Source organism: Streptomyces sp. NPDC001781 (assembly GCF_053596035.1).
Genome location: NZ_JBSFFI010000009.1, coordinates 183,734 through 203,644 on the forward strand (window position 1 = coordinate 183,734; position 19,911 = coordinate 203,644).

17 protein-coding genes are annotated in these 19,911 nt (G+C 72.5%); 14 read left to right on the top strand and 3 right to left on the bottom strand.

Annotation, left to right across the window (positions count from 1 at the left end; genetic code table 11):
• Positions 1–40: 40 nt before the first annotated feature.
• A complete protein-coding gene (gene map, locus ACWCV3_RS11730) occupies positions 41–835 on the bottom strand; it encodes a type I methionyl aminopeptidase (protein ID WP_451222011.1) in 795 nt (264 codons plus the stop codon).
• A gap of 33 nt (positions 836–868) precedes the next feature.
• Between map and ACWCV3_RS11735 the strand changes: the two genes are divergently transcribed.
• The 9 genes from ACWCV3_RS11735 (at position 869) to ACWCV3_RS11775 (ending at position 10,504) form a co-directional block, all read left to right on the top strand.
• Positions 869–1,120 carry a helix-turn-helix domain-containing protein gene (locus tag ACWCV3_RS11735; protein WP_451222013.1) on the top strand — a complete coding sequence of 84 codons (252 nt, stop codon included), beginning with the start codon at positions 869–871 and terminating at the stop codon, positions 1,118–1,120.
• Between the two features lie 61 nt (positions 1,121–1,181).
• The gene (locus ACWCV3_RS11740; RefSeq protein ID WP_451222015.1) at positions 1,182–1,355 is read left to right on the top strand and encodes a hypothetical protein; all 174 of its coding nucleotides are present in this window, start codon (positions 1,182–1,184) and stop codon (positions 1,353–1,355) included.
• Positions 1,356–1,512: 157 nt separating this feature from the next.
• Positions 1,513–2,355, top strand: coding sequence for a nitrilase-related carbon-nitrogen hydrolase (locus ACWCV3_RS11745; RefSeq protein ID WP_451222017.1), 843 nt, complete (start codon positions 1,513–1,515; stop codon positions 2,353–2,355).
• Between the two features lie 29 nt (positions 2,356–2,384).
• Positions 2,385–3,641, top strand: coding sequence for an aspartate aminotransferase family protein (locus ACWCV3_RS11750; protein ID WP_451222052.1), 1,257 nt, complete (start codon positions 2,385–2,387; stop codon positions 3,639–3,641).
• A gap of 30 nt (positions 3,642–3,671) precedes the next feature.
• Positions 3,672–5,279: a PucR family transcriptional regulator gene (locus tag ACWCV3_RS11755; protein WP_451222019.1), complete on the top strand. Its 1,608-nt coding sequence runs from the start codon at positions 3,672–3,674 to the stop codon at positions 5,277–5,279.
• Between the two features lie 177 nt (positions 5,280–5,456).
• The gene (locus tag ACWCV3_RS11760) at positions 5,457–6,299 is read left to right on the top strand and encodes a nitrilase-related carbon-nitrogen hydrolase (RefSeq protein WP_451222021.1); all 843 of its coding nucleotides are present in this window, start codon (positions 5,457–5,459) and stop codon (positions 6,297–6,299) included.
• Positions 6,300–6,411: 112 nt separating this feature from the next.
• Positions 6,412–7,815, top strand: a complete 1,404-nt coding sequence (gene hydA / locus ACWCV3_RS11765) for a dihydropyrimidinase (RefSeq protein WP_451222023.1) — start codon at positions 6,412–6,414, stop codon at positions 7,813–7,815.
• Between the two features lie 11 nt (positions 7,816–7,826).
• A complete protein-coding gene (locus tag ACWCV3_RS11770) occupies positions 7,827–8,846 on the top strand; it encodes a TIGR03842 family LLM class F420-dependent oxidoreductase (RefSeq protein WP_451222025.1) in 1,020 nt (339 codons plus the stop codon).
• Positions 8,847–8,977: 131 nt separating this feature from the next.
• Entirely contained in the window at positions 8,978–10,504 is a 1,527-nt protein-coding gene (locus ACWCV3_RS11775) for an NCS1 family nucleobase:cation symporter-1 (RefSeq protein WP_451222027.1), read from the top strand.
• A gap of 48 nt (positions 10,505–10,552) precedes the next feature.
• On the opposite strand, the gene ACWCV3_RS11780 is transcribed toward ACWCV3_RS11775, so the two are convergent.
• The gene (locus ACWCV3_RS11780) at positions 10,553–11,224 is read right to left on the bottom strand and encodes a hypothetical protein (RefSeq protein WP_451222029.1); all 672 of its coding nucleotides are present in this window, start codon (positions 11,222–11,224) and stop codon (positions 10,553–10,555) included.
• Between the two features lie 198 nt (positions 11,225–11,422).
• Positions 11,423–12,769 (bottom strand): FAD-dependent oxidoreductase, encoded by a 1,347-nt coding sequence (locus ACWCV3_RS11785; protein ID WP_451222031.1) that lies wholly within the window; start codon positions 12,767–12,769, stop codon positions 11,423–11,425.
• A gap of 393 nt (positions 12,770–13,162) precedes the next feature.
• Here ACWCV3_RS11785 and ACWCV3_RS11790 point away from each other — a divergent pair, with 393 nt between their 5' ends.
• From ACWCV3_RS11790 to ACWCV3_RS11810, 5 genes are all read left to right on the top strand, one after another.
• Positions 13,163–14,029, top strand: a complete 867-nt coding sequence (locus tag ACWCV3_RS11790) for a helix-turn-helix domain-containing protein (protein WP_451222033.1) — start codon at positions 13,163–13,165, stop codon at positions 14,027–14,029.
• Between the two features lie 96 nt (positions 14,030–14,125).
• A complete protein-coding gene (locus tag ACWCV3_RS11795) occupies positions 14,126–15,922 on the top strand; it encodes a gamma-glutamyltransferase family protein (RefSeq protein WP_451222035.1) in 1,797 nt (598 codons plus the stop codon).
• An 89-nt stretch (positions 15,923–16,011) separates the two neighbouring features.
• Positions 16,012–16,854, top strand: a complete 843-nt coding sequence (locus ACWCV3_RS11800; protein ID WP_451222037.1) for an inositol monophosphatase family protein — start codon at positions 16,012–16,014, stop codon at positions 16,852–16,854.
• 79 nt (positions 16,855–16,933) lie between these two features.
• The gene (locus tag ACWCV3_RS11805; RefSeq protein WP_451222039.1) at positions 16,934–18,352 is read left to right on the top strand and encodes a phytoene desaturase family protein; all 1,419 of its coding nucleotides are present in this window, start codon (positions 16,934–16,936) and stop codon (positions 18,350–18,352) included.
• Entirely contained in the window at positions 18,349–18,858 is a 510-nt protein-coding gene (locus tag ACWCV3_RS11810; protein ID WP_451222041.1) for an O-acetyl-ADP-ribose deacetylase, read from the top strand. Before ACWCV3_RS11805 ends, ACWCV3_RS11810 begins: the two co-directional genes overlap by 4 nt.
• Positions 18,859–19,911: the final 1,053 nt, after the last annotated feature.

The following is a 19,911-nucleotide window of genomic DNA, read 5'->3' on the forward strand; positions in this document are numbered from 1 at the left end:
ACCGGACTCCGCGAGTCCGGCCTGATCCAAGCGGAAGTCCCTACGCCCCCGCGTCCTGCCGCACCGGCTCGCGGGCCGTCAGGATGCGCGGGCCCGCGGCCGTGACGGCCACGGTGTGCTCGGCATGGGCCGCGCGGGAGCCGTCGTCGCTGCGGAGGGTCCAGCCGTCGGGGTCGGGGTGGTATCCGTCCCGGCCGCCCGCGATCAGCATCGGCTCGATCGCCAGGACCATGCCGTGCCGCAGCGGCATGCCCCGGCCGGGGCGGCCCTCGTTCGGCACGCCGGGATCCTCGTGCATCTCGCGCCCGATGCCGTGGCCGCCGAAGTCGGCGGGGATGCCGTAGCCGGCGGCGCGGCACACGGTCCCGATGGCGTGGGCGATGTCGCCGACGCGGTTGCCGACGACGGCCGCCTCGATCCCGGCCGCCAGTGCCCGCTCGGCGGTGTCGATCAGGGTCAGGTCCTCGGGGCGCGGGCGGCCGACCACGAAGCTGATCGCCGAGTCACCGGCCCATCCGTCCAGCAGGGCGCCGCAGTCCACCGAGAGGAGGTCGCCGTCGCGCAGGCGGTAGCCGGTCGGGATGCCGTGCACGATCGCGTCGTTCACCGAGGCGCAGATCACCGCCGGGAAGGGGGTGGGTGCGAAGGAGGGCCGGTAGCCGAGGAAGGGCGAGGTCGCGCCCGCCTCGCGCAGGACGGCTCGGGCGACCTCGTCCAGCTCCCGCAGGCTCACGCCCACGTCCGCGGCTTCCCGTACCGCGGTCAGGGCCCGGCCGACGACCTGGCCGGCCGTGTGCATGGCGTCGATGGACGCATCCGTCTTGAGTTCAACCATGCCAATTACTATACCGGTATTAGAATGGGTGTCATGGTGCGCACCCCCTTGACCCCCGAAGAGCGCGAGCGTGGCGAGCGGCTCGGCCGGCTGCTGCGCGAGGCCCGCGGCCCGCGGAGCATGACCGAGGTCGCCGCGGTGGCCGGCATCTCCGCCGAGACCCTCCGCAAGATCGAGACCGGCCGGGCGCCGACCCCCGCCTTCTTCACCGTGGCGGCGCTGGCGCGGACGCTCGGGCTCTCCATGGACGAGCTGGTCCTCCGCTGCGCGCTGGTGCCGGTCTGAGCCATCGCGCGCACTGTGCGCAGCGGGCCCGCGGCGCCGCTGGTGTCGCCTCGCTCCCGCGATGCCGGCGAGCGGGCGGGAGCCGGTCGATGGCGGAACGACCCACGCCGCCCGTCTCGCCGCTCCGGACCCGGACCGCCTCACCCCGCTTCTCCTGGAGACCGCCCGGCACCTCTTCGAGGACCACCACCGGGCCCTCATCCAGGCGCTCCGCGCCGCCGGGGCCACCCCCTGACCGGCACCCCGCTCACCCGCAGGGGTGTGAATCGGGACCGAATCAGCGGGTTGGCGGCGATGGTCTTGGCAAGGGCGTCCATGAGGCTTACTTTCGTCCCTCTACGGCCCGTTTCTACGGGCGTAGAGGCTCGGACGCCGCGTCGAAGGAGCAGCTCATGGCCAACGTCGTACGTGCCGCACTGGTTCAGGCCGCCTGGACCGGCGACACCGAGTCCATGATCGAGAAGCACGAGGAGCACGCCCGCGAGGCCGCACGCCAGGGCGCGAAGATCATCGGTTTCCAGGAGGTCTTCAACGCCCCGTACTTCTGCCAGGTGCAGGAGCCCGAGCACTACCGGTGGGCGGAACCCGTACCGGACGGACCGACCGTGACCCGGATGCGGGAGCTGGCCCGGGAGACGGGCATGGTGATCGTCGCGCCGGTCTTCGAGATCGACGGCTCCGGGTTCTACTACAACACCGCCGCCGTGATCGACGCGGACGGTTCCTGCCTCGGCAAGTACCGCAAGCACCACATCCCGCAGGTCAAGGGCTTCTGGGAGAAGTACTACTTCAAACCCGGCAACCTCGGCTGGCCCGTCTTCGACACGGCGGTCGGCAGGGTCGGCGTGTACATCTGCTACGACCGCCACTTCCCCGAGGGCTGGCGGCAATTGGGGCTCAACGGCGCCCAGCTGGTCTACAACCCGTCCGCCACGCACCGCGGACTCTCCGCCCACCTCTGGCAGTTGGAACAGCCCGCCGCGGCCGTCGCCAACGAGTACTTCGTCGCCGCCATCAACCGGGTCGGCCAGGAGGAGTACGGCGACAACGACTTCTACGGCACCTCGTACTTCGTCGACCCGCGCGGCCGGTTCGTCGGCGACGTCGGGGACGACAAGACCGAGGAACTCCTCGTCCGCGACCTGGACTTCGACCTCATCGAAGAGGTCCGGAAGCAGTGGGCGTTCTACCGCGACCGCCGCCCCGACGCCTACGAGGGGCTGGTGAAACCGTGAACGACCTGTACGCCCGCCACAGGTGCGTCATGCCCGAGTGGCTCGCGCTCTACTACGACGACCCGCTGGAGATCACCCACGGCGAGGGGCGGCACGTCTGGGACGCCCAGGGCAACCGCTACCTGGACTTCTTCGGCGGCATCCTCACCACCATGACCGCGCACGCACTGCCCGAGGTCACCAAGGCGGTGACCGAGCAGGCCGGGCGGATCATCCACTCCTCGACGCTCTACCTCAACCGCCCGATGGTCGAACTGGCCGAGCGCGTCGCCATGGTGAGCGGTATCCCGGACGCGCGGGTCTTCTTCACCACCTCCGGCACCGAGGCCAACGACACGGCCATGCTGCTCGCCACCACCTACCGGCAGGGCAACACCGTGGTGGCGATGCGCAACAGCTACCACGGCCGGTCCTTCGGCGCGGTCGGCATGACCGGCAACCGCACCTGGTCCACGACCTCCCTCTCCCCGCTCCAGACCCTGTACGTGCACGGCGGCGTCCGCACCAGGGGCCCCTACGCCGGCCTGGACGACCGGGCCTTCGTCGACGCCTGCGTGGCCGACCTGCGCGACCTCCTGGGCCAGACCCGCCCGCCGGTCGCGCTGATCGCCGAACCCATCCAGGGCGTCGGCGGCTTCACCTCCCCACCGGACGGCCTGTACGCGGCGTTCAGGGAAGTCCTCGACGAGCACGGCATCCTGTGGATCTCCGACGAGGTCCAGACCGGCTGGGGCCGCACCGGCGATCACTTCTGGGGCTGGCAGGCGCACGACCGCAACGGTCCGCCGGACATCGTCACCTTCGCCAAGGGCATCGGCAACGGCATGTCCATCGGCGGGGTGATCGCCCGCGCCGAGATCATGAACTGCGTCGACGCCAGCAGCATCTCCACCTTCGGCGGCACCCAGATCACGATGGCCGCCGGGCTCGCCAACCTCGGCCACCACCTCGAACACGACCTCCAGGGCAACGCCCGCCGGGTCGGCGGCCTGCTCATCGAGCTGCTGCGCGGGGTAACGGCGCGGCTGCCCGGCGTCCGCGAAGTGCGCGGCCGGGGGCTGATGATCGGCGTCGAACTGGTGAAGCCGGGCACCGACGAGGCCGACCCGGCCGCGGCCGCCGCCGTCCTGGAGGCGGCCCGCAGGAACGGCCTGCTCATCGGCAAGGGCGGCGGTCACGACACCAGCGCCCTGCGCATCGCCCCGCCGCTGACGCTCACCGTCGCGGAGGCCGAGGAAGGCGCGGCGATCCTCGGGAACGCGCTGAGGAGCACGTACGAGAGCTGAGAAGCACGTACGAGAGACGAGGTACTGCGGATGACGACGACCTCGGACTTCCGGCACGCGTCCCGGCCGGAGGAACCCGCCCTGTCCGTCCGGCAGGTGCTCACGCTGGAGCGGGTGCTCGCCGGGGAGCCCGAGGTGGTGGCCGGGGCCGAAGGGCTCGACCGGGCGGTGCGCTGGGTGCACGTGGCCGAGGCCGCCGACGTGGGGGTGATGCTGACCGGCGGCGAGATGGTGCTCACCACCGGGGTGCTGCTCGCCGGGGACGAGGCCGGGCAGGCCGCGTACATCCAGTCGCTGCACCGGGCGGAGGCCGCCGCCGTCGTCCTCGGGCTCGGCCGGGCCTTCCCGGCGCCGCCCGAGGTGATGCGCCGGGCCGCCGAGCGGTGCGGACTGCCGCTGGTCGTGCTGCACCGGCCCTTCCCGTTCGCCGAACTCACCGAAGAGGTCCAGTCCCGTCTCCTCCGGCGGAAGTTCGCCGCCGTGAGCCTCTCCGAGACCGTCCGGACGAGCCTCACCGCGCTGATCACCTCCGGCGCCCCGCTGCAACGGCTGCTGGACGAGGTCGCGCAGCACTCCGGGTGCCCGGTCGTCCTCGCCAATCTCGCGCACAGGGCACTCGCCACGGCGGGGGAGCGGTCCTCCGTGGACGACGTGCTGCGCGACTGGGAGCGCATCGCCCGCCAGGCGTGGGGGCACCATCCAGGCGTCTCAGGCACCGGGGGAGGCGGCGAGGGCGACGGCTGGGTGCGCGCCGAGCTGGGCGGGCGCGGGGAACGCTGGGGCCGGCTGCTGCTGTGCGGCTACCGGGGCGACTCCGCCACCGGGCGCCTGCTCGCCGACCGGGCCGCCGAGGCGCTGGTGCTGCACCGGATGCTCGGCGGCGCCGCGGGCCGCACCTGGGAGGAGCAGTCCGCGCACGGCCTGCTGACCGACCTCGCCTCCGGGACCGTGCCGGCCAGGCACCTGCTGCCCCGGGCGCGCGCGGCCGGACTCCCCGTCAACCGGCGAACCTTCGTGCCGCTCGTCGTGCCCGGTGTTGAGCCCGACGGGCTCGGCCGGGTGCTGCGCACACTGGGCCTGACCGGCCTGGCGGCGGAGCTGGCGGACGGTGCCACCGCCGTACTGCTCAGCCTGGCCCGCGACCAGGACGCCGAGGCGCTCACCGCCCGTCTCGCCGCCCGGCTGCGGACCCACGGCCTGCCGGACGCGGTGGTCGCCGCCGCCGACCCGCGTACCTGCTGGGACGACGTGCCCGCCGGGCTCCGCGAGGCCCGGCACGTGGCCGACGCGGTCGCCGGGGCCGCCGTGGACCGGCCGGCCGTGGTCCGGCTGCGGGACGTCCACCTGCGCGGGCTCATCCGGCTGCTGCGCGACGACCCCCAGGTGCAGTCCTTCGCCGAACGCGAGCTGGACGGCCTGCTGTGCGGCGGCGGGGGCGAGCTGCTGGACGTGCTGCGCACCTACCTGGCGACCGGCCGCAACAAGTCCCGCACCGCCCAGCTCCACCACGTCTCCCGGCCCGCGCTGTACCGCCGGCTGGAGGCCATACAGGCGCGGCTCGGGATCGACCTGGACGACTTCGAACAGGCGGCCTCCGTGCACATCGCACTCCTCGCACACGACGCGCAACAGGGCTGAAGCATGCCACGACCTGCGAAAACGACGGTGAAACATGGCCACGGCAAGACGTGACACGGTGCCACGCCCGCACCCCGCAGACGTGACACGCTGCCACTCAGACCGGCCGCGCGGCCTTCCTAGGGTTCTGGGGCGGGCGTCGGAAGCCCCCGCACACCGAGCGACCCGGAGGTCCCGATGAGCCGAGTGATCCGCGCCGCCCTCTTCCAGACGGCCTGGACGGGCGACAAGGAGTCCATGATCCAGGTGCACGAGCAGGCGGCCCGCGACGCCGCCGCCCAGGGCGCACGAGTGCTCTGCTTCCAGGAGCTGTTCTACGGCCCCTACTTCTGCCAGGTGCAGGACAAGGCGTTCTACGAGTACGCCGAGCAGGTTCCCGAGGGCCCCACCGTCCGCCGCTTCCAGGCGCTGGCGAAGGAACTGGGCATCGTGCTGGTGCTGCCCATGTACGAGGAGGAGCAGCCGGGTGTCCTCTACAACACCGCCGCCGTGATCGACGCGGACGGCTCCTACCTCGGCAAGTACCGCAAGACCCACATCCCCCAGGTCCAGGGCTTCTGGGAGAAGTTCTACTTCCGTCCCGGCAACAGCGGCTGGCCCGTCTTCGACACCGCCGTCGGCCGGATCGGCGTCTACATCTGCTACGACCGCCACTTCCCGGAAGGCTGGCGGGCGTTGGGCCTGGCCGGGGCCGAGATCGTTTTCAACCCCTCCGCCACCTCGCGCGGACTCTCCCGCTACCTGTGGCAGTTGGAGCAGCCGGCGGCGGCGGTCGCCAACGAGTACTTCGTCGGCGCCATCAACCGGGTCGGCGTGGAGGACCTGGGCGACAACGACTTCTACGGCACCACGTACTTCGTGGACCCCGAGGCCCGGTTCGTCGGCGAGGTGGCGAGCGACAAGGAGACGGAACTGGTCGTCCGCGACCTCGACATGGCCAGGCTGCGCGAGGTCCGCGACCGCTGGCAGTTCTACCGCGACCGCGCGCCTGGCGCGTACACGCCGCTGACGGCGCCGTAGCAGCGCCGGCGAGCGGTTCGACGGGGGCGCGGAACCGCACGACACGCGGCCACCGCCGGTGAGCGCGACCAGCCACAGCGAACCCGCAGCAGAACACGAAGGAGAGGACCCCATGAGCCGCCGCACGCTCATCCGCAACGGCCTCGTCATCACCGCCTCCGACGAGATCCACGCCGACGTACTCATCGAGGACGGCCGAATCGCCGCCCTCGCCGCCTCCGGAACCGCCGCCGCCGAGGCGTTCACCGCGGACCGGACGATCGACGCGACCGGGCGGTACGTCATCCCCGGCGGCGTCGACGGCCACACCCACATGGAGATGCCGTTCGGCGGCACCTACGCCGCCGACACCTTCGAGACCGGCACCCGCGCCGCCGCCTGGGGCGGCACCACCACCATCGTGGACTTCGCCATCCAGAACGTGGGCGGCACCCTGCGCGAGGGCCTGGACGCCTGGCACCGGAAAGCCGAGGGCAACTGCGCCATCGACTACGGCTTCCACATGATCGTCTCCGATGTGAACCAGGAGACGCTCAAGGAGATGGATCTGCTGGTCGAAGAGGGGGTGACCTCGTTCAAGCAGTTCATGGCCTACCCGGGCGTCTTCTACTCCGACGACGGCCAGATCCTGCGGGCCATGCAGCAGGCCGCCGGGAACGGCGGGCTGATCATGATGCACGCCGAGAACGGCATCGCCATCGACGTCCTGGTCGAGCAGGCACTGGCGCGGGGGGAGACCGATCCCCGCTACCACGGCGAGGTGCGCAAGGCCCTGCTGGAGGCCGAGGCCACGCACCGCGCGATCAAGCTGGCCCAGGTCGCCGGCGCGCCTCTTTACGTGGTGCACGTGTCCGCCCAGGAGGCGGTGGCCGAGCTGACCCGGGCCCGCGACGAGGGGCTGAACGTCTTCGGCGAGACCTGTCCGCAGTATCTCTTCCTGTCCACCGACAACCTCGCCGAGCCGGACTTCGAGGGCGCCAAGTACGTGTGCAGCACCCCGCTGCGGCCCCGTGAGCACCAGGCCGCCCTCTGGCGTGGCCTGCGCACCAACGACCTCCAGGTGGTCTCCACCGACCACTGCCCCTTCTGCTTCTCCGGCCAGAAGGAGCTGGGCCGGGGCGACTTCTCCAAGATCCCCAACGGGATGCCGGGCGTGGAGAACCGGATGGACCTCCTCCACCAGGCCGTGGTCGACGGCCACATCTCGCGCCGCCGCTGGATCGAGATCGCCTGCGCCACCCCGGCCCGCATGTTCGGCATGTACCCGAAGAAGGGCACCATCGCCCCCGGCGCCGACGCCGACGTGGTGATCTACGACCCGCACACCGAGCAGGTCATCTCGGCCGAGACGCACCACATGAACGTCGACTACTCGGCGTACGAGGGCAAGCGGATCACCGGCCGGGTCGAGACCGTCCTCTCGCGCGGGGTCCCCGTGATCACTGAGCGGGAGTACACCGGTCACGCCGGACACGGCGTCTACACCCCGCGCTCCACCTGCCAGTACCTCAACTAGGAGTGGTGCCCATGGACTTCGGCCTCGTCCTCCAGACCGACCCGCCCGCCTCCCGTGTCGTCGACCTGATGAAGCGGGCCGAGCGCAACGGCTTCACCCACGGTTGGACCTTCGACTCGGCCGTGCTCTGGCAGGAGCCGTTCGTCATCTACAGCCAGATCCTGGCCCAGACCGACCGCCTCACCGTCGGCACCATGGTCACCAACCCCGGTACCCGCACCTGGGAGGTGACGGCCTCCACCTTCGCGACCCTCAACGACATGTTCGGCAACCGCACGGTGTGCGGCATCGGGCGTGGCGACTCGGCGATGCGCGTCGCGGGCCGCAAGCCCAACACCCTCGCCCGGATCAGCGAGGCCATGAAGGTCATCCGCGCCCTCGGCCGAGGCGAGGAGGCCGACCTCGGCGGCACCCCGATCCGCCTGCCCTGGGTGCGGCCGGGCGCCGAACTCCCCGTCTGGATGGCCGCGTACGGGCCCAAGGCCCTGAAGATGACCGGAGAGGAGGCCGACGGCTTCATCCTCCAGCTCGCCGACCTCTACCTCACCGAGTTCATGGTCAAGGCCGTCAAGGCCGCCGCCGTCGCCGCCGGCCGCGACCCCGACGAGGTCACCGTCTGCGTGGCCGCCCCCGCCTACGTCACCGAGGACGACTCGCCCGAGGCGCTCGCCCACGCCCGCGAACAGTGCCGCTGGTTCGGCGGCATGGTCGGCAACCACGTGGCCGACCTCGTCTCCCGGTACGGCGAGCACTCCGCGCAGATCCCCGACGAACTCACCGACTACATCAAGGCCCGCGAGGGCTACGACTACGCCCACCACGGACGCAGCGGCAACCCCGACACCCGGTTCGTGCCCGACGAGATCGTGGACCGCTTCTGCCTGATCGGCCCGGTCGAGGCCCACATCGAGAAGCTGAACGCGCTCCGGGCCCTGGGCGTCGACCAGTTCGCGGTGTACGACATGCACGACGCGCAGGAGTCCACCATCGACGCCTACGGCACGAAGGTGATCCCCGCCGTCAACGCCTGAGCCCGGCAGGCGAATCGAACTCCCCCTTCCCCGCTCCTGCGCGCGGAGGGGGGCCAGGACGCCCGTACGGAACCCTTACGGCGCACCCCCCGCACGGCCTGTCCCGACCCTCCCATCCGATTGGCCTGCCCATGACCGAAACCGCACCCACGGCAATACCCTCCCCCGGCCAGGTCACCCTCCCCGACGGCCGGGTGGAGATCGCCCCCGGCGCACCCGCGCCCAGCGGTCCCTACGCCAACGAGGACCTGCTTCCCGTACCGGCCGCCAAACGGACCTGGACCACGTACAACTTCTCCGCGCTGTGGGTCGGCATGGCTCACAACACCGCCTCCTGGACGCTCGCCTCCGGCCTGATCGCGGTGGGCATGGACTGGAAACAGGCCGTGTTCACCATCGCCCTGGCCAACCTGATCGTGCTGGTGCCGATGCTGCTCACCGGGCACGCCGGGCCCAAGTACGGCATCCCCTTCCCGGTGTTCGCCCGCGCCTCCTTCGGGGTGCGCGGCGCCAACCTGCCCGCCGTCGTACGGGCACTGGTGGCGTGCGGCTGGTTCGGCATCCAGACCTGGATCGGCGGCGAGGCCATCTTCTTCCTCGCCGGCAAGCTGATCGGCGACCGCTGGTCGGGCGCCGGGCACATCGGCGGTCACGCCTGGACCATGTGGCTCTCCTTCGCCGTCTTCTGGGCGGTCCAGGTGGCCATCATCCTGCGGGGCATGGACACCATCCGCCGCTTCGAGAACTGGGCCGCGCCCTTCGTGATCGTCGGCGCGTTCGTGATGCTGTGGTGGATGAGCGAGCGGGCCGGCGGAGTCGGCCCGCTCTTCGACCAGCCGTCCGAGCTGGGCTGGGGCGGCGACTTCTGGAAGCTGTTCTGGCCCTCCCTGATGGGCATGATCGGCTTCTGGTCCACCCTCTCCCTGAACATCCCCGACTTCACCCGCTACGGCCGCAGCCAGCGCGCCCAGACCCTCGGGCAGGCCTTCGGACTGCCCACGACCATGACTCTCTTCGCGTTCCTGTCGGTGCTGGTCACCTCGGGATCGCAGGCGGTGTACGGCGAGCCGGTCTGGGACCCGGTTCAGCTCGCCGCCAGGACCGACAACGTGGTGGGGCTGATCTACGCACTGGTCACCGTGCTGGTGGCGACCCTCTCCGTGAACATCGCGGCCAACCTGGTCTCCCCGGCCTTCGACTTCTCCAACGTCGCTCCGCGCAGGGTCAGTTTCCGCACCGGCGCCCTGATCACCTCCGTCCTCGCCGTGCTGATCCTCCCGTGGCGGCTGTACTCCGACCCGCAGGGCTACATCTTCACCTGGCTCGGTCTGGTCGGCGGTCTGCTCGGCACGGTCGCGGGCATCCTGGTCGCCGACTACTGGTTCCTGCGCCGCACCCGCCTCGACCTGGCAGACCTGTACCGCGCGGGTGGGCGGTACTGGTACACGGGCGGCTGGAACTGGCGTGCGGTTGCCGCCTTCGCGGCGGGCGGCGTCCTCGCCGTCGGGGGCGCCGACTTCCACCCGCTGATCGACGGCCGCCCGATCCCGGCCCTCCGCCCCCTGGCCGACTACGGCTGGGCGGTCGGCCTCGGCACCTCGCTGGTGCTGTACGTGGTGCTGACCCTGGCGAGCGGCAGGAGGCCGGCTGCCGCATGACGAGGGGAGGGCCCCGGCGTTCGTCCACCGACCGCCGGGGCTCTGCCGTTACCCGGCTCCGCTCCGCAGGGAAGCCACCGCGTCCTTGGCCGCCTTGATGGCACCCTTGTTGATCTCGGAGGTCTCCGGGGCCTTCTTGCTCTCGAAGTCGCTGCCGCTGTACGTGACGACCACCAGGGCGTTGGCGGCACGGGCCAGCACCACGCCCTCACGGGTCTGCTGCTTGTCCTCCGTGTTCAGGTTCACGACCGAGTAGCCGCCGTCCCCGAGCCCCGGCACCGGGCCGCCGCCGCTCTTCTCGGCGACCCGCTGCCGGTACTCCTTCTCCGCCGCGTCGTCGGAGGCGGCCACCTCGTAGGAGATGTCCAGCCAGCGGTAGTCGTAGCCCTTGAGGGCGTTCCACGAACAGGTGCGGCGCAGCGCGGAGTCGGTCGACGGTATCTCCTTGCCGGCCGTCTTCGCGCCGGGCACCAGGGACTTGACGGTGGCCACGGACACGGCCGTGCAGGGGGCGGGAGCGGCGCCGTACGTCTTCACGGCGGAGGCGGCGGAGGGCGCGGCCGGGGCGGCGGAGGCACCGGCGGACGCCCGACTCGTGGGTGCCGGGTCCGAGTTGGCGGTGGCGGCCGGACCCGAGCTGAGGGCCCAGCCCGCGACCGCCAGCACGACGACCGGGGACAGACGAGCGGTGAGGGCGAGCGGCAGAGGCAGAGAACTCACGGCGCACTTCTCGTGGGAGAGGGGGTGACGGAAGGGGTCCGCAGGGACGGGGAACGCCAGTCTCACACGAGGGGTCCGCGCCACGGAAGCCCGAACTCACCGCGCACTCGCGCCGTGACGCCGCCCGTGCGCCGGGAGCCCGGCCCGGGGCGTGCGGACCCCGCGCCGTCCGGGCCCGCTGAGCCGCCGCAGGTGTCGCTAACGTACGTGCATGCGCCGCAGGGCCGTCATCGCGCCCGCGACGACCTCGTCGTCGGAGAGCCGGGCGAGAGCGTGGGCCTGGGCGCCGCCGTTGAGCCCGAGCAGGACGGGTGCGCCGAAGAACTTCTGGCCGTTGACCCACCAGGACCACAGGCTCGGATGTTCGGGATCGAACCACTCCAGGACGTCGGCCCCGGTGTCCCAGAAGGGTTCGTCGAAGCGGAGCCACAGCTTGTCCAGCAGACCGGCGCCGATCGCGGCGACGGCCTGTCGCGTGGGCTCCGGCAGGGCAGGGTCGAAACGGATCGAGCCGGCCTTGAGCACCCCGATCGGAACGGTGACCACCACACGGCCGGCCGGCAGCGTCTCACCGCTCCTCAGAACCACGGAGGCGGAGTCCGGGCCGTACCGGACGCCGGTGACGACCTGGCGGGTCCGCACCGGGAGATCGCCGCGCACGTGGGCGACCAGCCGTTCGTACCCCCGCGGCAGCAGCAGGTCCGGGCCCGCCGGGTCGCGGCCCTCCTGGGTGGCCGTCACCGAGAGCTGACCGGGCTCGGCCCCGTACTCCAGCGGGAACTCGATGTTCACAGCGGTACGGAGGGCGGGGGAGGGACGGGAGGGCATCCGGGAGGCGACGGTGGTGGTGTCGGGATCCTCCACGTCACCGAGCCGCTCCTCGCGGCGGGCGATCTCCCCCGTGGCGGCCTCGTCCTCCCCGCGGGTGTTGTCGTAGTCGAAGGGACGTCCCGGGTCACCCACCTCGCGCAGGACCTCGGTCAGGACGTTTCCCCGGGAGCCGTGGATCCAGGAGGCGCCCATCTCGGCAGGCACCTCGCCGAGGTGCCGCGTCCAGACCCGGCCACCGATCCTGCCGCGGCCCTCCAGAACCGTGACCGGAAAACCCTGGTCGGCCAGAGCGCGGGCGCAGCCGAGTCCCGCGAGTCCGGCGCCGACCACCACGACGTGCTCCCCGGCACCGGCGACGGCGGCGATCTGAGCCGCGGCGCGGCGGCCGCTCTCCAGGGCGCCGTGGGCCGTGGAGGGGGCCTCGGAGGAGGTCGCCTCCCCGGCGAAGTACACCCGGCCGGCCACCGGCGCCGCGAGCCGGGTACGGGCTCCGGCGCCCAGGGGGCCGGGCGCGAGGTAGGAGTAGGAGCACCGGGCGAACGGGTCGGTGGACCACGAGGTGCGCAGGTGGGCCACCGGATCGCCCACCGTGCGGCCGGCCTTCGCCCCTCGGGGTCCGGTCGGCCTGCTGCCGGTGCACGCCGAGAGCGCGCCGGCCGTGACCATCGACAGTGCTGAGCCGAGCAGCGCGCGGCGTCCTGCCTGCAGGGGCATGCTGTGAACCACCTCATCCGTGTCACGTGCGCGGAGCACGACGGCCGATCCTGACAGTGGGGCGCGCCGGAGCCCGGGCCCGCTCGTCGAGCCCGGTAAGCGCCGCGCGGATCACGAGCGGCACGCCCTCGACGCCGATCGAGCGGCCGTACCACGTGGCCCGGTCCGGACGGCGGTCGCACGGTCGCGGCACCGGTCCCGGAGCTCGCGCCCGACGCGAGGATCGGGGGCCTGGCCATGACGGTCCCTCTCACCGGGGGGAGACGCCCCCCGACCAGGAAATCACCTCCGGGAGGGGTCCGCGTGCCGGGACGGGAGCCCGGACCGACCGGGGGACCACCAGACCCCCCTTCGCCCGGGAGGGCATCCCGCACACCGCCGTAACCTGGTCTGATGACCATCCCGGCGCGCGAGTCCAACGTGGAGCTGCGTGAGTTCCTGCGCTCCCGCAGGGCGCGGATACAGCCCGCCGAGGCGGGCCTCCAGGCCCCGGCGGGACGGCGCCGGGTACCGGGGCTGCGCCGTGAGGAGGTCGCCCGCCTCGCCGGAGTCAGCGTCGACTACTACGTGCGTCTGGAGCGCGGCCGCACCCCGAACGCCTCCACCGTGGTGCTCGACGCCGTGGCGCGCGCCCTCCGGCTCGACCCGACCGAGCGTGCCCACCTGTTCGACCTCGCCCGGTCCCGGCCCGGCGCCGACCGGCCGCGTCCACAGCCGCCCCAGCGTGTCCGCCCCGGACTGCTGAGACTCCTGGAGACCTGGACCGGTACACCCGCGATGATCGTCGGCCACCGGACCGACGTCCTGGCCGCGAACGCGCTCGCCAAGGCGCTCTACACCGACTTCGACGCCCTGCCGCACCGCCGGCGCAACCTGGTGCGGCTCGCCTTCCTCGATCCCGCCGCCCGCCACCTGCTGCCCGACTGGGAGAGCGCGGCCCGCGGCCTCGTCGCGGCGCTGCGCCGCTACGCGGCACGCCACCCGCACGACGCTCGTCTCAACGAGCTGGTCGGAGAGCTCTCGGTACGGGACGAGGACTTCCGGCGGTGGTGGGCGGGCCACGACGTGCACACCCACACCCACGGGACCAAGCGCTACCGGCACCCGCTCGTCGGGGACCTTGTGCTCCGCTACGAGACACTCGCCCTCACGGACGACCCCGACCAGCTCCTCTACCTGTGCACCACCGAGTCCGGCAGCCCCTCCGAGCGGGCCCTGGCCACTCTCGCCGCCCGGCTCGCCGGCGACTCCCGGCCGTAGTCCGCCCGCGGCACGACTGCGCGCCGGCCGTCGGGGCAGGGACCCCGGCGGCGGGAAAGCCCGTGCGCCGTCGACCGCGTGCAGAGAAGAGGCCGTATGTTCACCACCCGTCCCACCCTCCAGGGCACCTTCGGCATGGTGTCCAGCACCCACTGGCTGGCCTCCCAGTCGGCCATGGCCGTGCTCGAGGACGGCGGCAACGCCTTCGACGCGGCCGTGGCGGGCGCGTTCGTGCTGCACGTCGTGGAACCCCATCTGAACGGTCCGGCGGGCGAGGTGCCCATCCTGCTCGCCCCCGCGGGCGACGAGGTGCGGGTGCTCTGCGGACAGGGCGTCGCCCCCGCGGGCGCCACCGTCGCCCACTACCGGGGCCTCGGACTGGACCTCGTACCCGGCACCGGCCCCCTGGCCGCCGCAGTTCCCGGAGCCTTCGACGCCTGGCTGCTGCTTCTGCGCGACCACGGGACCAAGCCTCTGGACGAGGTGCTGAAGTACGCCGTCGGATACGCCGAGCACGGCCACGCGCCCGTGGAGAACGTCACCGCGACCGTGGAGAGCGTGCGGGAGCTGTTCGAGACCGAGTGGACCAGCTCGGCCGAGGTGTATCTGCCCGGCGGCCGGGCGCCCCGCCCCGGTGAGCTGCTGCGCAATCCCGCCCTCGCCGCGACCTGGAAGCGTCTCCTGGCCGAGACCGCGGGCGCGGGCGGCAGGGAGGCCCGTATCGACGCCGCCCGCGAGGTGTGGCGTACGGGCTTCATCGCCGAGGCGCTGCTTCGCCAGTCCCGCCGGCCCACCCGCGACTCCAGCGGCGCCCGGAACACCGGCACGCTCACCGAGGCCGACCTGGCGGACTGGACGGCGGCCTACGAGGCCCCGGCCACGTACGACTGGAACGGCTGGACCCTCTGCAAGGCCGGCCCCTGGAGCCAGGGCCCGGCCCTCCTCCAGCAGCTCGCCCTCCTGCCGGCCGACCTCCCGCCGTACGGCAGCGCCGACTACGTCCACCTGCTGATCGAGGGCTGCAAGCTCGCCATGGCCGACCGCGAGGCGTGGTACGGCGACGCCGACGAGGTGCCGCTCGCCGGACTGCTGTCGGCCGGGTACAACACCGGCAGGCGCGACCTCGTCGGCGCCCGCGCCTCCCGGGAGCTGCGGCCGGGGTATCCCGGCGGGCGCCCGCCCCGGCTGCCCGGGCTCGCCCACGCGCGCGTGCCGGGCGGCGGGGCCGGGACCGGGGAGCCCACCGTGGCCATGGCCGCCGAGCCGGTGGTGAGCGCCGACGGCACCACCCGCGGGGACACCTGCCACCTCGACGTGGTCGACCGCTGGGGCAACATGATCGCCGCCACGCCCAGCGGCGGCTGGCTCCAGTCGAACCCGGTCGTCCCCGAACTGGGCTTCCCGCTCGGCACCCGGCTCCAGATGACCTGGCTGGAGGAGGGCCTGCCGAACACGCTGACGCCCGGCCGCCGGCCCCGCACGACCCTCTCCCCGTCGATCGCCCTGCGGGACGGCGTGCCGGTGCTGGCCTTCGGCACGCCCGGCGGTGACCAGCAGGACCAGTGGCAGACCCACTTCTTCCTGGCGGTGGCCCTGCGCGCACCGGTCCGGGGCGGGCTCGACCTCCAGGGCGCCATCGACGCCCCCAACTGGCACAACGACGGCTTCCCCAGCTCCTTCTACCCGCGCGGCTGGCGGCCCGGCAGCGTGACGGTCGAGTCGCGGATGCCCCAGGAGGTCGTCACCGAGCTGCGCCGCCGGGGGCACGACGTGACCGTGGGTGCGGCCTGGTCGGAGGGCCGGCTGTGCGCGGTCGCCCGCGATCCGGCCACCGGGGTGCTGTCCGCGGGGGCCAATCCGCGGGGGATGCAGGGGTACGCGGTGGGCCGCTGAGGCGCTCGGCCCGGGCCGGACCGGCTTTGTGCCGGAAGGTTGTCCACAGCCAGGAGGGGGATCTCACCGGACCGTGGTCTCATGGACAGATGATCGACGACACCGGAACCATCGAGGAGTTTCTCGCCCGCCACCGCGCCGACGTGGCGGAGGCGATCCGCAGGGCCGCGGCCGCCGAGATCCTGCCCCGCTTCCGCCGCCTGGCCGAGCACGAGGTGGACCAGAAGAGCGGGCCGCACGACCTGGTGACCGACGCCGACCGGCTGGCCGAGCGGCGTCTCACCGAGGAACTGAGCGCCCTCCTGCCCGGCTCGGTCGTGGTCGGCGAGGAGGCGGTGCACGCGAACCCGGCGACCTACGAGGCCGTCCGGGGCGACGCACCGGTGTGGATCATCGACCCGGTCGACGGCACCCGCCAGTTCGTGCACGGCAACGACGGCTTCTGCACCCTGGTCGCGCTCGCCCACCGGGGCATGGTGCTGGCCTCCTGGACGTACGCGCCGGTCCGCGACCAGTTCGCCACCGCCGTACGCGGCGAGGGCGCCTTCCTGGACGGGGAGCGCCTCTTCGCCGGGCCGCCCGAGCCCGGCCGGGACCTCAGGGTCGCCGTCTCGCACCCCGACTACACCACCGAGGACCAGAAGCGCGCGCTGAGGGCCCTGTGGACCGACGGGGTCGCCCCGCGCTCCTGCGGCTCGGCGGGGCTGGAGTACCTGGCCGTCGCCCGCGGCGAGACCGACGCCGTGGCCTTCTCCTGGGAGGCCGCCTGGGACCACGCGGCGGGACTGCTGCTGGTGGAGGAGGCGGGCGGTGCACACCTGACGCTCGACGGGGAGCCGTTCCGGGCAACCGGGGGCAACGCGCTGCCGTTCACCGCCGCCCGCGACGCCGGCACGGCCCGCCGGGTGGGAGAGCTGCTGCGTGCGGGCTGAGGCGGAGGGGCTGGGGCCGGTGAGGGTGCCCCGGCCTATGCTGATCCGAGTTGCCATCGGCTGACGAGGGGGTCGGAAGGTGCCGTCGATGCTGGACGCGGTCGTGGTGGGTGCGGGGCCGAACGGGCTGACCGCAGCCGTGGAGCTGGCCCGCCGGGGCTTCTCCGTGGCCGTCTTCGAGGCGCGCTCCACCGTGGGCGGCGGCGCCCGCACCGAGGAGCTGACCCTGCCCGGCTTCCGGCACGACCCCTGCTCGGCCGCGCATCCCCTGGGCGTCAACTCGCCCGCGTTCCGGGCCGTGCCGCTGGAGCGGTACGGGCTGCGGTGGCTGCACCCCGAGCTGCCGATGGCCCACCCCTTCCCGGACGGCAGCACGGCGGTGCTGGCCCGCTCTGTCGGGGAGACCGCGGCCTCCTTCGGCCCGCGCGACGCGGGCGCGTACCGCCGGCTGATCACGCCGTTCCTGCACCGCTGGGACACCCTGCTGCGGGACTTCATGTCCCTGCCGCTGACCGCGCTCCCGCGCGACCCGGTCACCCTGGCCCGCTTCGGCCTGGCCGGCCTTCCGCCCGCGACCGCCCTGATGAGCCGCTTCCACGACGAGCGCTTCAAGGCCCTTTTCTCCGGTCTGGTCGCCCACACGATCGCCCCGCTGAGCGGCTTCGGCACCAGCGCGATCGGCCTGGTCTTCGCGCTGGCCGCGCACGCGCGGGGCTGGCCGGTACCTCTCGGCGGCTCCCAGTCGATCTCCGACGCGCTCACGGCGTACCTGCTCGACCTCGGCGGCAAGGTGCACACCGACTACGAGGTCAAGCGACTGGACGACCTCCCACCGGCCCGCGCCTACGTCTTCGACACCTCGCCCACGGCGCTGGCCCGCATCGCCGGCTTCGGCAACCACTACGACGGCTACCGCTACGGCCCCAGCGTTTTCAAGATCGACTACGCGCTGGACGGCCCGGTCCCGTGGACGTCTCCCGAGGCCCGCGTCGCCGGCACGGTCCAGTTGGGCGCGAACCGCGCCGAGATCGCCCGCGCCCTGCGCGCCGCGTCCCGCGACGACCGGGCGCCGGACCCGCCGTTCCTGATCACGGTGCAGCCCGGCGTGGCCGATCCCACCCGCGCCCCGGACGGCAAACAGGTCTTCTGGGTCTACGGTCACGTCCCCAACAACTGGCAGGGCGACCTGACGGACGCGATAGAACGCCAACTGGAGCGCTTCGCCCCGGACTTCCGCGACCGGGTCCTGGCCCGTGCCACAGCCGGCCCACCCGAACTGGCCGCCCGCAACGCCAACTACGTCGGCGGCGACATCGCGTGCGGCGCGGTGGACGGCCTCCAGCTCCTGCTGCGCCCCCGCCCCACCCTCTTCCCCTACCGCACCCCCCACCCCGCCGTCTTCCTCTGCTCCTCCGCGACTCCCCCCGGCGCCGGGGTACACGGCATGCCGGGCCACAACGCGGCCAAGGACGTGTGGAGAAGGCTGAGGCGACGATGACCACGATCACCCTGGTCCAGGGCGACATCACCGATCAGCGCGTCGACGCGATCGTCAACGCGGCGAACTCGTCCCTGCTGGGCGGGGGAGGAGTGGACGGGGCGATCCACCGCCGAGGCGGCCCCGCGATCCTCGCCGCCTGCCGCGACCTCCGCGCCTCCCACTACGGCGGCGGCCTCCCCACGGGCGAGGCGGTCGCCACGACGGCGGGGGATCTGCCGGCGGAGTGGGTCATCCACACGGTGGGCCCGGTATGGCAGGGACCCGGATCCGATCCGGCCCTGCTGGTGTCCTGCTACCGGGAGTCGCTGCGGGTGGCGGACGAGTTGGGGGCACGCTCGGTCGCCTTCCCCGCGATCTCGACGGGGGTGTACCGGTGGCCGGCGGGGGAGGCGGCAGAGGTCGCGGTGGAGACGGTGCGGTCGGCCGCCACGGGGGTGGAGGAGGTGCGGTTCGTGTTGTTCGACGGGGGGACGTTCGGGGTGTTCGAGGGGGCGGTGGGGTGAGCTGGCCGGCTGACGGGCCGAGCACTTGGAAGGCGCCCGGCGTGATCACCGGCACATCCCCTCTGGCCTGGCGCTTCTTGGGGGCAGAGCGCGAAAGATCGGCGCCTTCGACACGCATTCGACTAAGGAGCGGGCGGCACGGGTCGACTGAAGCCGCACGCCAGGGGTATCCGCCCGGACATGCTTGCCATAGTCGCCTACCGCTCGTACCACGGCGCGACGACCGTGTGGGCCTTCGTCGTTTCCATTCTCATCGTGCTGGCAGCGGGTTGGTACATCCGGCATCGCGGGTAGGTGCGACACCCGCTCCAGCAGTCCGATCCGAGCCCGCTGCGGCGGTCGTCGTCGACTGGTGTGCCGGACACAGACGCTGGTGTACGCCTCCGTCCGGCGTCGCCGATGTCAGTCGTGCATGTCAGGGAAGCGGGAGACTCTCTCGATCGCGACAGGTGCGGGGCAGTCCAGCTCGATCGTGTCCCCCTCGTCTTCGTCGCTTCCCTCAACGCCGGGGTGACCGACGGGAAGCACGGTCATCAATGTGTGGGGTCGGGGCAGTCGGCCGGTGTCCGTCGGCGGGTCGTAGTGAGAGACATCGAGGACGCGCACCAGTGTCTCCGGGATGCCGACGAGGCAGGTGTCGTTCGCCTTGAGAGTGTGAGGGTCCTGTTCCGTTCGGAAAAGTGACCACTCCCAACCGTCTGGCCGGACAGGACGGGCGACCAGGCCGTTCCACCTGTACTGCGAGTCCGGGTCGATTCCGCCCCACGGCCATTCGACCGACACGTAGAAGGGCGACACCTCGGCAACCCGTGCCGGAGTCGGCGTACAGGAGACCCGGAGTACATCGCCCACTTGGTAGTCCGGCTGTTGAACGCGTCGCGTCACGTCCCACCTCGACAGTGTCGACAGGCATCGAAGGCTACCGTCAGCTGACGGGCACCTCCCTCCCCCGTTGGCTGGTGCTGTGACCGGAAAGGTTTGCCGGACGCCGCGAGCGGTACGAGCCCCCCCCCCCACCACCCCAGGAGGCACCAAGGGGGACACCCACCCCCC

Coding starts and splice junctions, on each gene's coding strand:
- ACWCV3_RS11810 (WP_451222041.1), top strand. CDS start 18,349: ATGACCACGATCACCCTGGTCCAGGGCGACATCACCGATCAGCGCGTC.
- ACWCV3_RS11745 (WP_451222017.1), top strand. CDS start 1,513: ATGGCCAACGTCGTACGTGCCGCACTGGTTCAGGCCGCCTGGACCGGC.
- ACWCV3_RS11775 (WP_451222027.1), top strand. CDS start 8,978: ATGACCGAAACCGCACCCACGGCAATACCCTCCCCCGGCCAGGTCACC.
- ACWCV3_RS11740 (WP_451222015.1), top strand. CDS start 1,182: ATGCCGGCGAGCGGGCGGGAGCCGGTCGATGGCGGAACGACCCACGCC.
- ACWCV3_RS11795 (WP_451222035.1), top strand. CDS start 14,126: ATGTTCACCACCCGTCCCACCCTCCAGGGCACCTTCGGCATGGTGTCC.
- ACWCV3_RS11790 (WP_451222033.1), top strand. CDS start 13,163: ATGACCATCCCGGCGCGCGAGTCCAACGTGGAGCTGCGTGAGTTCCTG.
- hydA (WP_451222023.1), top strand. CDS start 6,412: ATGAGCCGCCGCACGCTCATCCGCAACGGCCTCGTCATCACCGCCTCC.
- ACWCV3_RS11755 (WP_451222019.1), top strand. CDS start 3,672: ATGACGACGACCTCGGACTTCCGGCACGCGTCCCGGCCGGAGGAACCC.
- ACWCV3_RS11770 (WP_451222025.1), top strand. CDS start 7,827: ATGGACTTCGGCCTCGTCCTCCAGACCGACCCGCCCGCCTCCCGTGTC.
- ACWCV3_RS11800 (WP_451222037.1), top strand. CDS start 16,012: ATGATCGACGACACCGGAACCATCGAGGAGTTTCTCGCCCGCCACCGC.
- ACWCV3_RS11750 (WP_451222052.1), top strand. CDS start 2,385: ATGCCCGAGTGGCTCGCGCTCTACTACGACGACCCGCTGGAGATCACC.
- map (WP_451222011.1), bottom strand. CDS start 835: ATGGTTGAACTCAAGACGGATGCGTCCATCGACGCCATGCACACGGCC.
- ACWCV3_RS11735 (WP_451222013.1), top strand. CDS start 869: ATGGTGCGCACCCCCTTGACCCCCGAAGAGCGCGAGCGTGGCGAGCGG.
- ACWCV3_RS11760 (WP_451222021.1), top strand. CDS start 5,457: ATGAGCCGAGTGATCCGCGCCGCCCTCTTCCAGACGGCCTGGACGGGC.
- ACWCV3_RS11785 (WP_451222031.1), bottom strand. CDS start 12,769: ATGCCCCTGCAGGCAGGACGCCGCGCGCTGCTCGGCTCAGCACTGTCG.